At 45.7% G+C, this 14,593-nt stretch carries 8 protein-coding genes; 1 reads left to right on the plus strand and 7 read right to left on the minus strand.

Features of this window, described 5'->3' with window-relative positions; all coding sequences use genetic code 11:
- Positions 1 to 121 precede the first annotated feature (121 nt).
- The 4 genes from aspS to sucD form a co-directional block, all read right to left on the minus strand.
- Positions 122 to 1,870 carry an aspartate--tRNA ligase gene (gene aspS, locus OL444_RS00650; protein WP_264735182.1) on the minus strand — a complete coding sequence of 583 codons (1,749 nt, stop codon included), beginning with the start codon at positions 1,868 to 1,870 and terminating at the stop codon, positions 122 to 124.
- Positions 1,871 to 1,998: 128 nt separating this feature from the next.
- Positions 1,999 to 3,045 (minus strand): NAD(P)/FAD-dependent oxidoreductase, encoded by a 1,047-nt coding sequence (locus OL444_RS00655; RefSeq protein WP_264735181.1) that lies wholly within the window; start codon positions 3,043 to 3,045, stop codon positions 1,999 to 2,001.
- Positions 3,046 to 3,163: 118 nt separating this feature from the next.
- Positions 3,164 to 9,175, minus strand: a complete 6,012-nt coding sequence (locus OL444_RS00660; protein ID WP_264735180.1) for an alpha-2-macroglobulin family protein — start codon at positions 9,173 to 9,175, stop codon at positions 3,164 to 3,166.
- A gap of 147 nt (positions 9,176 to 9,322) precedes the next feature.
- The gene (gene sucD / locus OL444_RS00665; protein WP_264735179.1) at positions 9,323 to 10,210 is read right to left on the minus strand and encodes a succinate--CoA ligase subunit alpha; all 888 of its coding nucleotides are present in this window, start codon (positions 10,208 to 10,210) and stop codon (positions 9,323 to 9,325) included.
- A 532-nt stretch (positions 10,211 to 10,742) separates the two neighbouring features.
- Between sucD and OL444_RS00670 the strand changes: the two genes are divergently transcribed.
- Positions 10,743 to 11,606: a hypothetical protein gene (locus OL444_RS00670; RefSeq protein WP_264735178.1), complete on the plus strand. Its 864-nt coding sequence runs from the start codon at positions 10,743 to 10,745 to the stop codon at positions 11,604 to 11,606.
- A gap of 289 nt (positions 11,607 to 11,895) precedes the next feature.
- On the opposite strand, the gene OL444_RS00675 is transcribed toward OL444_RS00670, so the two are convergent.
- From OL444_RS00675 to OL444_RS00685, 3 genes are all read right to left on the minus strand, one after another.
- Positions 11,896 to 12,708, minus strand: a complete 813-nt coding sequence (locus tag OL444_RS00675) for an ABC transporter ATP-binding protein (protein ID WP_264735177.1) — start codon at positions 12,706 to 12,708, stop codon at positions 11,896 to 11,898.
- Between the two features lie 3 nt (positions 12,709 to 12,711).
- Complete coding sequence (locus OL444_RS00680) at positions 12,712 to 13,455, minus strand: MlaE family ABC transporter permease (protein ID WP_264735176.1); 744 nt, start codon at positions 13,453 to 13,455, stop codon at positions 12,712 to 12,714.
- 62 nt (positions 13,456 to 13,517) lie between these two features.
- Complete coding sequence (locus OL444_RS00685; protein WP_264735175.1) at positions 13,518 to 14,549, minus strand: hypothetical protein; 1,032 nt, start codon at positions 14,547 to 14,549, stop codon at positions 13,518 to 13,520.
- Positions 14,550 to 14,593: the final 44 nt, after the last annotated feature.

Here is a 14,593-nt window from a genome sequence, read left to right on the forward strand (position 1 = left end):
TTTCTTGTTAAAAAAAATCGTTCTCTATATTTGCGCCAATCCCCTTTGATGCGGCCAAGGCCATATCAAAGGGGATTTTAGTTACAAAAGCACCCGCAATGTGCAAAGATTATGCCGGTAATTACTTCACCAGGCCAATCTTCAATTCATCTAGCTGCGCCTGATCAATTGCACTGGGAGCATCCAGCATTACATCGCGTCCGGAGTTGTTTTTCGGGAAAGCGATGAAGTCGCGGATACTCTCACTACCACCCAGCAGCGAACACAGGCGGTCAAATCCGAGGGCAATACCTCCATGCGGTGGAGCGCCATATTCGAAAGCGCCCAGCAGGAAGCCGAACTTATGTTCTGCCTCTTCTTTATCCATGCCCAGCGCAGCAAACATTTTCTGCTGTAAATCGCGCTGGAAGATACGGATAGAACCACCACCTACTTCTGTACCATTTAATACAATATCATAGGCATTAGCCTTAATATCGCCGTATTTGGTAGTATCGTCCATCCAGGATACCATCTCCGGTTTCGGGGATGTAAACGGATGGTGACGGGCCACCCAGCGGTTTTCGGTTTCCGCGTATTCAAACAGCGGGAAATCTATCACCCACAACGGCTTAAAGTCGTTCTTATTACGCAGCCCCAGGCGTTCACCCATCTCCAGTCTCAACTCACTCATTGCCTTACGGGTCCGCTCTTCTTTACCAGCCAGTACCAGTATGAGATCGCCCGGCTGTGCCTGGCATTGCTGCGCCCATAACTGTAACTGCTGCTCATCGAAGAACTTATCTACTGAGCTTTTCAGCGTACCATCCGTGTTATATTTAACATAGATGAGGCCGCTCATACCGATCTGCGGACGTTTCACCCATTCGGTTAATTCATCCAGCTGCTTGCGGGTATATTCTGCACAACCTTTGGCGGCAATCGCCACTACCAGTTCTGCTTCGTCAAATACCTTAAAGCCTTTATCCTTTACAGTATTGTTCAGATTCACCAGCTTCATCTCAAAACGGATGTCCGGCTTATCATTACCGTAGAATTCCATGGCATCATCCCAGGTCATACGCGGGAAGGCACTATCAAATTCAATTCCTTTTATCTCTTTAAAGATATATTTCAACATATCTTCAAATGTGCGCAATATGTCTTCCTGCTCTACGAAGCTCATTTCACAGTCGACCTGTGTGAACTCCGGCTGGCGATCTGCCCGTAAATCCTCATCCCGGAAACATTTCACGATCTGATAGTAACGATCAAAACCACTTACCATCAACAATTGTTTAAATGTCTGCGGAGATTGCGGCAAAGCGTAGAACTCGTTAGCGTTCATACGGCTGGGCACCACAAAGTCGCGCGCACCTTCCGGGGTGGACTTGATCAGAAACGGCGTTTCTATATCCATAAAACCGGCAGCGTGCAGATAATCGCGTACCGCGCGGCCTACTTTATAACGCAGTTCCAAATTTTGTTTTACCACATTACGGCGGAGATCGAGGTAGCGGTATTTCATCCGCAGCTCATCGCCACCATCTGTATCATCCTGCAAGGTAAACGGCGGTGTTTTTGCCGCATTGAGGATGGTAAAATCCGTCACGGTGATCTCAATATCTCCGGTAGGAATGTTTTTATTTTTACTGGAACGTTCAGTCACGATTCCTTTTGCCTGGATTACAAACTCACGGCCCAGGGGCTGTGCATCCAGTTTGGCATTCAGGCTTTCGCCGAACAGCAACTGGGTAATACCATAGCGGTCACGCAAATCGAAAAAATTGATGCTACCAAACTTCCTGACTGTTTGTACCCATCCGGCCAAAGTTACTTCCTGGCCCACCTGTTCTATTCTTAATTCCCCACAAGTGTGCGTCCTATACATGCGTAAATAGTTGTTTTTAATTGGTTTATGGTTGAAATATGGAATGAGCTGCCAGCTGCCTGTGACCACTATCCAGTTGTTCAGCCATACCTGTAAGGGGGGCAAAGATACGGTTTGCAGCGGGCATTTCAGCCCTTACGAATGTTAAAATATCGGTTCACGTCTATTTCCTGCATCAGCAGGGCATTGGCAGCAAACACATCAGCCAGATGTGCTGCCATATAAGGCGCCAGCGAACAACCTTTGGTACCTAATCCATTGAAAATGCCTACTGCCGGATATTCCGGATGGAAGCCCGCCATCGGCCGCCGGTCATTTCCGGAAGGCCGCACTGCCGCCAACTGGTTCAGTACGGTATAGGGTACCTTTAATAACTGCTGTAAGCTTTTCTCCAGCACGTCCCGTTGTTTTCCGGTAGGCATATCATCGGCATACTCCCATGCAAAGGAGGAGCCTGCCCAAAATACACTTTCTTCCTGCGGTACCAACGTAATACTTTTTTTAATGATATCTGTTGTTACCAGTCCGGGTACTTTTATTAAAAGTACCTCTCCTTTATTGGGCAAAAACTTAATGTCTTTGAAAAAGGGATTTCCCGTAGTAGCCACTCCATCACAGAATATGATCTTTGTGGCAGAGATATGCCCATATTGTACGCCGGCGGGCGTTACTTCCAGGTTCGCCAGTTCCAGGTGTGTTTCCAGCAACGATTCCTGCTCCTGCAGGTAGCGGCGGTAAGCCGGCAACAATGCCCGCAGGTTAACGGTAGCTCCCTTTACGATAGCGGCGCCATAAGGCTGATCCAGGAATGTTTCATATTTCAGGTGATCGGGCATTATCGTATAAGCATCACCGGTAGTTTTGGTGATAAAGGCCTGCCGCATCTGTTCTGATGGAAATACCGACCATAGTTCTCTTTCTGTAAACACCGGTACCTGCAGCAACTGCTCCAGCTCCTGATACGTTTTTTTCGCAAAAGGATAGATGGTATCATACAACCACGCCGGCTCAAAACGCCGGCCCGATACCGGATTAATAATACCTGCCGCTACCCGCGAAGCACTGTTCACTTTTCCATCATCCACTACCAGCACCCGCCTGCCCTGTTGTAATAAAAACCAACTCAGCATCGTGCCGGCAATCCCCTGCCCTACGATTATGTAATCCACTTTCATCCCGGAAAATTACAACATTCATATAACGAATGACGCATTGTGGAACAGATTATATCCGGAGATCATCTTCCGAAATCTGTTGCACAATGCGTCATCCTTTATTGCTGATGCGGATTGCTTACTTCACTACTTTCACATTCAATCCCTCACTGTGTGCGCTGAATTCCGGCGCATACATACACTGGGCAGTACTGATACCATTAGAGAATTTACCTTCATGTGTTACAAACAGGGTATATTCAAACACATGTGTTCCTTTAGGCAGATAACTAAAGAAGAAATCTGTAGAGGCGTCTTTGGTACTTTCATAATAACTGAGTCCACCCTGCCACTTAGCTGAGCTGAGTACATTTACCGGCTCAAAGCAGGCAGCACGCATATCTTTCAGGTGAATGTATTCCATAGATCTGTCTGCACGCAAAATGATTCTTACTTTCACTTTATCGCCTACTTTCAGTTCATTCTCTGTTGTTACTTTAGTCAATACTGGTCCTTTATTACTGTTCTCTTCTTTGAACAGTTCTTTCTCCAGTACCAGCGGTGTTTTGGCGGCAGTTATTTTATCCAGCTGCTCAAAATACTGCCAGTATACAGCTCCCCAGGTAGGCTGACCTTTACTGTCTGTTACCGTAACACTGATATTACCCATATCCGTTTTTACGGATTTAGCATCGATTCGTTCCTTGAAGTATCCGGTTCCGGCTTCTGTAGCTGCTGGTTTGATTACTTCACTACCCAATTGCAGCGTTACCTGCGGATTCGTTGCGATCCAGTTACTACCTTGTAGCAACAGCGCATAACAAGCATCTGCAGTGGCTTTGGTAGTATGCCAGTTATTGGTTTGTTTGTTTTTCAGCAACCAGGTTTTCAGGTCTGCCACGGCAGCGGCATCTTTCCCAGCCACTTCAAATGCTTCCACCATCAGCGCCTGTGTTTCTATCGGCGCCTGGTGCCAGCCATAACCTCCGGCGATATCTTTCCAATACATACCCATTTCAGGGGAGTTCATCGCATTTTCCTTCAGTGATTTCAGTATAGCCTTTGGCGTTACTTCATCACCACTCTTATGCCGGGTCAGGGCAATCATACCCTGGGCATACCTGCTTTGTTTCAACCAGTATTGCTGCTGTTGTCCGTTGAAGTAATCGAAAGACTTCTTCATAGCGGCAGGTACCGGATGGTTAAAGAAGCTGCGTGCATACAGGTAATGAATCTGTATTTCGCTGATCTGCTGCTTTTTCAGGTCTGCCTTATTTTTGATCAGGTCATAATAATCCTTGTCGAGCTTACGATCCAGATAGTCTATGGCCTTGTTGGCAATGGTCAGTGCTACGGCATCATCTGTTTTAGCCAGGTGCTGTAAATGACCGATACCCGCTAATATATATTGGGTAATGAAACGATCTTCCCACATACCGGTAAACCAAGGGAATGCACCATTCGGCAGTTGTTTGGCGGCCAGCTGATCCAGCGCAGTTTTTCTTTCGCGCTCCATCCGCTGCAGGTCAAATAACAACGCGATATTCTTTTTCTGCTGTGCTTCGTTTTTAGCTTCCAGCACCCAAGGGGTTTGCTGCAGCAACACTGCTTTCAGCTCTTCATTTTTCTGCAGGTTGCTGAGTAACGCTGCTGTATCTGCCGTTTTCCATTTTTCAAAAACAGCTTTGATACCAGGAGTTGCCGCTGTAATGTGGGTAGCCAGCGCATTGGCATAATAACGGTTAAACACCTGTTCTGCACAATCGTAAGGATACTCCATCAGGTACGGTAACGCCTGTACGGCATACCATGCCGGGTTGCTGGTATATTCCACTGTTAATGCATGCTGACGTAACGTCTGTGAACTACCACTGTTTATTAACTTATCGAATTTAAACGTTTTTGTTCCGTCGCCACGTACTGGCAGCGGCAGCGATTCTGTTACCAACATGGCGTTGGTTAACACAGGCAGGGCATTTTCTTCTCCATCGCTGAAGTTGCCAGCCTGTGCTACTACCCGGAAAATCAGCGCACTGCCAAAGCCATGCGGGATCTGTATAGGGAAAGTAACCGCCGTACTTTGTCCGGCTTTTACGGTAAAGTGCTGTACCGGGAATACATTCTGGAACCATCCGTCTACCGGCTGCATCGTAGCAGCATCCAGCAACTCCAGCCGTGCCTGTCCAATGAGCAGGGTATCTGCCAGGTTGCTCACTTTAGCGGTGAAATCCATCTTATCGCCTTCCCGTACAAACCGGGGTGCATTAGGCTGTACCATCAGCTTTTTCTGCGTAACGATGGATGTACCGGTATAACCAAATGACAGGTCTTTTGTATGCGCGATGCTCTGGAAGTTCCATTTTGTTAATGCTTCCGGCATGGTGAATTCGAACGTCACATTACCTGCAGCATCTGTACGCAGATCAGGGAAGAAGAACGCCGTTTCCTGGAAATTCTTACGTACTGTCATCGGCGCATTTTCCGGTTGTTTAGCCGGTGCTTTCTCTTCCTCCTGGAGAGGAGCAGCAGCTGGCGGTACATATCCGGTGGTGACAACATCAGCAGCCTGCACTGCACTCTCTTTCGCCAACCGCATTTCTGCATGGGCAGCTACCGGCGCTCCACCAGCAGCTCCTCTTATTCTCAGCATTTTATTCCGTCCGTCACCATCCATCTGCCAGCCAAAGAGGTTCAGCACATCATAGCTTCTGTATTCAACAGGTACCGCACTGGTCGCATCCTGTTCGTACCGGAACTGGGAAGTAACCATGCTGAAGTTTTCGGTTCCTGCCAACGGGCGAGCTGCCTGCGTAACAGGGTAGATATCTGGTACCGTCCACTGGTGTGGTACAAAGGCATCCAAAGAGGCATCGTACATGGAAGCCAGCATTTCTGCGGCGACCTTATCTCCTTTCAATCCTGCGATCTGCAAGGTCCATTTTTCTTTCTCGCCTGGTAACAACTGATTACGATGGGTACCCAGTTTTATTGCCAGCGATTTATTATCCCAGGGAATCTGTACACTTTCATTGACAGTAAACACCCGGTTATCTTTTACAAATACATAGCTCAGTTGTATACCGCCACGATCTTTCTCTGTAACGGCATATTCCAGCTTTTTCAGGGCAGGCAGGGTAAAGGTGGTATATACCTCTTTTTCATCCAGGTGTTTCCTGGTTTCTATCAGATATACCTCTTTGGCAGCCGTACCTAACCAAATGTTACCGGTACCACCTGGTTCTACCTTTCCTTCCTGCTGGTATGACCAGAGGTAGTCCGGCGCAGACAATTCCTTCGTTTTAGTATCCAGCACTTCAAAAGTTGCCTTCTGGATTACCAGTTCTCCGTTCTTATCTTTTGCGGTAGCTTCCAGTTCATAGAATCCGGGCGCCAGTGCCTGCGCAGGCAGGGTGATTTTTCCGGAAGCATCACTGGTGATACTCTGTTGGATTACTGCAGCTTTACGTGCCCAGCTCTCCTTTTTGTTTTCATCTTTATAAATATCTACCGGGAAGGCTTTTACATAGTCTGCCTCACTCATCACAAATTGATCCGGCTGTTCCCAGTAACGCGGGCGTAAAAGCCGCTTATTAGGTTCCAGCGGTTTAATCTGTACCTGGAAAGTTGTTTTTTCAAAACCGCCATTCAGGTTCCGGGTGAATATTTTTACCTGCTGCAATTGCTGTGCTTCCAGCCGCTCTGGTGCAACCACGGCTATTTCCAGCGATTGATATCCTACGCTAACCCATTGTTCTGCGCTACGGGTTTCTCCGTTCAGGTCTGTTACGTCTGCATATACCACATAGCTGAACACCGGTTTGGTAGCCGGATCAACCGCTTTATCTGCCAGGGCCGGGAACTTCACGGTGAAGCTACCGGTGGCATCTGTAGTAGCGGTACCATGGGCTATTTCACGGGATGATCCTACCGGATAACCTATTTTCCAGCAAAGCCACGGATACGGGAAACGTACGCGGCGCTCGATACGGTATTTTACCTGTGCACCATCGATATTATTACCGGCATAAGCCAGTGCTTTACCGGTGGTGGTAACGGTATCCCCTAAACGAAACAGGTGTTTCACGGTATCAAACTCCACATAGAATTTAGGTCTTTTGTATTCTTCTACCTGGAAAGCCAGGTAAGCGCCACCTGCTGCATCTTCCAGTCTGAAACTACCATTCATCAGGCCTTCCGGCAAAGTGAATTTTCCGGAATAGGCGCCAAATTCGTTGGTGGTCAGCCGCAACGAATCCACTTTTTCATTATTGGCATCCAACAGGGAAAGAGTGGTTTTAAAGCCACTTAATGCATCACTCAGCACATCTCCCTCATGCTTTTTGATAACAATACCTTTAAAGTAAATGGTTTGGCCAGGGCGATAGATACTTCTATCTGCGAAGAGGAAAGTTTTCGGAGTTTCCGGTGCTTTTTCGTTGTTATTCACGGTATAGTACCGGTAATCGTTCAGGTACAACTCATCCTCTTTTCCTTTCCAATGTAACCGGAAGTTATAGGTATCTTTTTGCCCCTGGATATTTACACTACCATCTTTTGCGGTTACCGCAGACTGCAATAACACCCACTTTTCATTATCATAGGAGCCTGTATTTTTGAGTATGTCCAGTTTCAGTCCTGCCAAAGGCTTACCGGTAGTACGATCCAGGGCATAACAACGATCGTTGTTCTCAATATAACTGATATTGGATACCCAGGTCAGCTGCAAGGCCATCGGATTGTTCTGAATCTTAAAATCCGGTGATACACTGGATAATAACATATACTGGCCGGCTGGCAGGGCATCTATTTTTATTTCTGCTTTGTGGTTGATATAATCTTCCGGATCGGGTAAAGTCTGTTCCCAGGATTTTACGGCCGGTTGCGCTACCACCAGTTTCCAATAACCATTGGGTTCCCGGTAGTTACGCTGTGCTGCCCGCAAAGATTGCAGGAAAGGTTCATTCACCTTTACCAGGCGCAGGTAAATTTTATGGATATTTTTATATTGTACCAGGGTCCGGAAAGGCAGTGCAGGTACATTTACATGTTCTGTCTTCAGCTCCAGGTAGGGCATTTTTATTTGCTGGAGGATTTGTGCACAATCTACGCCACCTGCCGTTTTAGGCGCCAGCCGGATGGCTTTTTCACAAATCGCTTTTGCCTGCTTAATAGCTGCTCCGTCTTCTTTTTGGGAAGTTCCTTTCTCATAGTAATGACTAGCCTGTAAATACAGGATACCCGTTACCTCTGGCAGCGCAGCATAGGTGGTGGCCATTTGTTCCAATGCTTTGATATACAGTTCATCTTTATCACTGTTTACCGCCACCTGGTTCATATATTGTATCCTTTCCTGGTCTACATCCAGTAAGGCGGCAGGTTGCTGGGCATGCAAGCGAATGAGCTCCTGCAGGATCAGTAAGGCACGGTATTGCAGGGAAGTTTCATCTTCCGTTGTGAAGCGGTGTGCTGCAAAAACAGCTGCGGGTGCAAAAGCAGCCGGATCTTCCAGTTCAAACTGGTTAGCTGGTTTACTGATGCGTTCTTCGCCGGATTTATAATAATCCAGGGCCCTGTGCGCCAGTAAATCGTATAAGGTAGGCCGTATGGTACGGGTATTTCCTTTTACAATGATGGAATCAAATGCGGAGATAGCCGTTTTTTGCAGGATATCCCGATCTGCCAGCGAAGCCTGGTAAGTGGCTGTGATTTCGCGGTTCAGGCGGTCGATGCCCCAGGTACTGATATCCCGGTTGTCGTCTTCGGCTACTGCCGTGCGGTTATAAAGTTTATAGCGGTTGTGCCGGAGGTAACTGACCAGCATTTCGGCCTTAATACTTTGTAAGATAGCCTTTTGTGCCCCGGTGGCGGTAGTAATCTGCTGGTTGATACGGGCCAGGTTCTGCAGGGTACTGCTGTCGTTAATGGCAGCGTTGTATTTCAATTGAAATACCAGGGCTTTGATCTGCTGAACAGCTGATTTGTCTTTTACAGCATGTTCATAGATATCATTTGCCACCTCGAGTGCAGACTTAGGCAATCCTTTCTCTTCCAGCGCGTTAACCTTTTTCCAGGAGTTATCGTAATTGAATTGGGCCATTATTTTATTGCTGCTAATGATTAAAACAATGAAAAGTCCGATGAATAAACGCATATGAGATCGTTATTTACAGTAAGATACTTCTTTTATACAGGATGCCGATAGTAACAGAGTTTCCATAAACGGGTATAAAAAAAGGTGAAAAGTGACAGGATGGCTCCTTCTTCACTTTCCACCTTTAAAGATATTAAGACGGGCAGATTACGCCAGTACAGCCTTTTTGTTCAGCACTTCCGCCATTGTTTTACCAATGTTGGCAGGGCTTTCTACAACGTGTACGCCGCATTCAGCCATGATTTTCATTTTAGCAGCAGCAGTATCATCAGCACCACCAATGATAGCACCGGCGTGACCCATACGACGACCCGGAGGGGCAGTCTGGCCAGCGATGAAACCTACTACCGGTTTAGTACCATGAGCTTTGATCCATTGTGCAGCTTCCGCTTCCATGCTACCACCGATTTCACCAATCATGATGATACCTTCGGTTTCCGGATCGTTCATCAGCAGTTCTACAGCATCTTTGGTAGGGGTACCAATGATAGGATCTCCACCAATACCGATGGCAGTAGAAACGCCTAAACCAGCTTTAACTACCTGATCAGCAGCTTCATAGGTCAAAGTACCGGATTTGGATACGATACCGATTTTACCTTTTTTGAAGATAAAGCCTGGCATGATACCTACTTTTGCTTCTTCTGCAGTGATCACACCCGGGCAGTTAGGCCCGATGAGACGGGTAGTAGTGCCTTGCAGGAAGTTTTTAGCTTTGATCATGTCCTGTACAGGAATACCTTCTGTGATACATACTACCAGCGCAATACCTGCTTCGGTAGCTTCCATGATGGCATCAGCGGCGAAAGCCGGTGGTACAAAAATGATAGAAACGTTCGCACCGGTTGCTTTTACGGCATCTGCTACCGTATTAAACACGGGGCGTTCCAGATGTGTGCTGCCACCTTTACCGGGAGTAACACCACCCACTACCTGGGTACCGTATTCGATCATCTGTGTAGCATGGAATGTACCTTCAGTACCGGTAAATCCCTGAACAATCACCTTGCTATCCTTATTAACTAAAACACTCATCGCGCTTGTTTTATTGGTTTAATATTTTATATGACTATTTCTGGAGGGGCAAAAATAAGCCGATTTCCATAATTCTGCAATTTAGTGCCTTTAAGATAAAGCTACCAATTGAATCAGAAAATATTTAGCGCAAGGAAACCGTTTCACCGGGGAATTGTAGGAAAAAGCAGATTTTTCAAGGGTTTCACCCTGTCTTTTCTTTTTATAATTTATCCGCAGGTTAAATAATTAAAAAATTATATCATATATCTTTTTTAAATAAAAAAACAGGAAAGTTACCTTTCCTGTTTTTTATATTGGGTAGGGTTAAACCAGGCAGCTACCTGCAACAGGCGATGTTTATCTTATTTTTTCGCTTTTAAAGTCCTTAAAACCGGCTATTCCCTGCTATTCACCTAATATCCGCCTCTCCTTATTTTTCCTTGTACGCTTAATGCAGTCATCCCACCTATTATTGCATAACGTCTATACTCATTGACTGTCCCGGTTTATAACGCATCATTATATTCTGTTAACCACTAACTATTTTTTTATGAAAACATTCCCCATTATGCTATTTGTTTGTAGCTGTCTGCTGTTATCCTGTCAGAAAACGACTATCAACCAGGATTTCACTTTTCAATCCACGAAGGCAGATACGACCTGGCTCTTAAAAAAAATAACAACATTGAATCTCAAATCTGTCGTTGAAGCCACCACTACTTTTACTTATAATAATGCCAACCAGCTGATTTCCAAAGTAACAGTCACCCCGGGAGTTGCCGGTATCGCCATCGACTCTTTTCCTTATGTTTATAATGCTACCGGGCAACTCATCCGGTTCACGCATCACCGCCGGTATGTTGGCAGTAGTGCGCCACCCACACAAACGCCCTACTATCTTGAATACGATAATCAGAACAGGCTACGCAAGGCCAACACCATCGGTAATGACTCCATCACCTATACTTACCGTGGGGATACCAGTGTTATAGCCAGGTATGAAGTCAATGAATGGGAAAACTGGTTCACGTACACCCGTGCCGAGTATATGACCTATCGCAACGGCAATCTTGTTCAAATCATCCGATACAGTACGACCAACGGTGATTTACCTGATACGGCCGATCATCACCCCACACTCCTCTCCATGCCGCTATATGATACCAAACCAAATTTCAATACCTCCACCAACACTGCGTTGCTAAAGGCAGCTGGCTTCGATCTTACCAGCAGTATGTCCTTTGCAGAAGCAGAAATGGCCGCGCCTTACCGCTCAAAAAATAACTTCCTGGGAAATTCCCCTTATCAATATAATTATACCTACAATCAGCAAGGACTTCCTACAACCATACAATACCTGTATAACGGTAGGCCGGTTCTTCAATATAAACTGGAATATGTTCCTGCCAGATAAATTTAACAATTACCCGTTTCTGCTGGTTTAATCCGACGGAAGGCATTTCCCGTTAGTTATTTTAAACAGACGTATATACGTTAGCGTTATACACAGGCTTGAAGAAGTTCTATCTTTAGAAAAAGAAAAATAGCTGAGCGATTTGCCGTCAGTCGTACCATATTTCAACCTGGCTGTCAGATACTATCAGCACTATTGTACAACAAAAGCATATTGAATAAGAAAGGAGCCGAAGATCATAGATCCGGCTCCTTTCTTTATTGATAAATATTCTTAGCGAAATGTACGATTACTGATTACCTGGCTTCCCCAATTGATCGCGCCAGTTCTTATCCTTAAACATATCCAGCTGTCGCATTTCTTTAGCTTCCCGGAGAAACTCGGAAGCAAAGATAAAGTCGTTCAGCTTCTGATCCTTGCTGAATACAATATCTTTATTACTACCTTCCCACTGCTTTTGTCCCTGGTACATATACACAATATGGTCTCCGCTTTCCATTACGGTATTCATATCGTGGGTATTGATAACGGTAGTGATATTGTATTCTACGGTCAGTTCCTTGATCAGCTGATCGATGAGCAGCGATGTTTGCGGATCGAGACCAGAGTTAGGTTCATCACAAAACAGGTATCTTGGATTCAGCACAATAGCCCGCGCGATACCTACCCGTTTTTTCATCCCACCACTGATTTCAGCCGGAAATTTTTTAGCGGCATCTTTCAGCTGCACTCTTTCCAGGCACTCTTCCACACGTTTCTTTTTTTCCTTTAGTGTACCGGTTCCAAACATCTCCAGTGGAAACATCACATTCTGTTCTACGGTCATACTGTCGAACAGGGCAGAGCCCTGAAACAGCATGCCTATCTGCTGCCGGATTTCTTTTTTCTCCCGGTCATCCATTGCTGTGAAATCCTGGTTATCATAGCGGATAGCGCCGCTATCCACTTTAATCAGGCCCACAATACATTTCATCATCACGGTTTTTCCGCTGCCGCTGGCACCGATGATCAGGTTTACCTTACCGGACTCCATTACTGCTGATACGCCTTTCAGAATCTCCTTATCACCAAAGCCTTTTTTTATGTTTTGCAGTTCAATCATGATTTACAGTAATATTGCCGTTAATGCGTAGTCCATGAATAATATCAATACACAGCTCACCACTACGGATGTAGTACTGGCTTTACCGATTTCCAGTGCGCCGCCGCTTACATTATAACCGTAATACGCAGATACGCTGGCAATGATAAATCCGAACGTGTATGATTTGGCCATCGCAAAAAATACGTTATAGGCCTTAAACTCCTGTCGGAGCCCCTGCAGGAACTGCTCATGAGAGATAATACCTGATAACACCCCTGCTTCCTTGCCGCCCCAGATACCCAGGAAACCGGCAATGGCTACCAACACAGGAATCATTAATACCCCCGCCGCTATTTTAGGTAAAATCAGATATCCTTTGGTATTGATCCCCATAATTTCGAGGGCGTCAATCTGCTCGGAGATCCGCATGTTGCCCAATTCAGAAGCGATTTTGGAGCCGACTACCCCTGCCAGTACAATACAGGTCAGTGTGGGCGCAAACTCCAGTATGATCGTATCCCGCACCACCTGTGCGATGGTGCTTTTGGGAATAATAGGACTCACCAGCTGATAGGCTGTTTGCAGGGTAGTTACCCCTCCCATAAACAGTGAGATAATGAATACTATCCCAAACGACCCTACGCCAATGTCCACGCATTGTTTCATAAATTCCTTCCAGTACATCTTCATGTTTTCCGGGCGGGAAAACATGCCTTTCAACATAATCAGGAAGTTTCCGAAATGATAGAAGAATTTGAACTCCATAACTGATCAAAGATAGGAAGGATTTTGGCAATCAAATCCTAATTTAAGATTTAATACCCCATTTACTTTAAACCACTTACCAGTACCCGCTTCAAACTCCGCTCAATTATTTCTCCCATTGTTTTACAACGGGAAAAAACGGTATCATGATAATATTCCGCCAGTTCATTTCCCAACTGCTGTATTTTTTCAGGAAAAGATACCCGGTCTGTCATGATTACATCGCGCAGATCTTTGATGCGGTGCCGCTGCGCTTTGATACGACGCGCAATCAATGCACGCTCCTCTTGCTGATACTGTTTCACTACTTCTGCATTCAGGTGTTTCATGGCGAGTTCCACAAACACCCGGTTCTCTTTAAAAAACTGGGGCATGTATAGCGTCCGGCGGCCTTCATAAAACTGCTGATCAAAATCTATTGCCCGGATGCGAAACTGCACATCATCGAAGTCGGGGGTAATATCAAAGATAAAGTTATAGGAACGCATATCTCCCAGCAGGCGTACAAAGCAGCGTTCATTGAATTTTACAAATTCCTTGGCAATACGTTTCGGGTTAAAATCAAGCCTGTTGAGATAATGCAGTATAAACTGATCGCCCGGCACACCGGCAATATGTTCTTCCACCAGGGTATTCCCATCTACCAGGAAGTTCATCCAGTAGGGCGACAGGATGTGTTCCAGCTCGAGGCCATAAATGCGGGAAGCATCCGCTATTTTGATATAGAAGTAATCATATACTTCGTTGTAGTTATTTACAATTTTGATACGGAAAGGATAAGAGTTACCAAATGTGCAATAATCGATCCTTTCAATATGCAGGTGTTCTTCCGCCGCCTGGTTACCACCGGCTTTCAGGATAGAGTAGATCCGTTTCAGCCCCGCATGAATAGGCGCCATCATACTTTGCGGATAAAAGACTGTTTCCCACAGTGTATCCTTTCCTTCCTTATCATACACAGATATAGCATGATCATAATAACGCAGCTCTTCGTACGTTATCGGTAGTTTCACCTCCCGTTCATACATTTTCAGGTAATTGCGGAAAGCGGTATTAATCGGGAAGAAAATCTTTTTCCGGGAAATAATTTGCATACTATAAATATAAAGCAGAAAGGCGTTATAACGAAGGAGAAACA

Source organism: Chitinophaga nivalis, from assembly GCF_025989125.1.
Classification (GTDB): Bacteria; Bacteroidota; Bacteroidia; order Chitinophagales; family Chitinophagaceae; genus Chitinophaga; species Chitinophaga nivalis.

Bases quoted from the DNA above. Each gene is read 5' to 3' on its own strand.
- OL444_RS00660 (WP_264735180.1), bottom strand. From the start codon at position 9,175: ATGCGTTTATTCATCGGACTTTTCATTGTTTTAATCATTAGCAGCAAT.
- OL444_RS00685 (WP_264735175.1), bottom strand. From the start codon at position 14,549: ATGCAAATTATTTCCCGGAAAAAGATTTTCTTCCCGATTAATACCGCT.
- aspS (WP_264735182.1), bottom strand. From the start codon at position 1,870: ATGTATAGGACGCACACTTGTGGGGAATTAAGAATAGAACAGGTGGGC.
- OL444_RS00675 (WP_264735177.1), bottom strand. From the start codon at position 12,708: ATGATTGAACTGCAAAACATAAAAAAAGGCTTTGGTGATAAGGAGATT.
- OL444_RS00680 (WP_264735176.1), bottom strand. From the start codon at position 13,455: ATGGAGTTCAAATTCTTCTATCATTTCGGAAACTTCCTGATTATGTTG.
- OL444_RS00655 (WP_264735181.1), bottom strand. From the start codon at position 3,045: ATGAAAGTGGATTACATAATCGTAGGGCAGGGGATTGCCGGCACGATG.
- sucD (WP_264735179.1), bottom strand. From the start codon at position 10,210: ATGAGTGTTTTAGTTAATAAGGATAGCAAGGTGATTGTTCAGGGATTT.
- OL444_RS00670 (WP_264735178.1), top strand. From the start codon at position 10,743: ATGAAAACATTCCCCATTATGCTATTTGTTTGTAGCTGTCTGCTGTTA.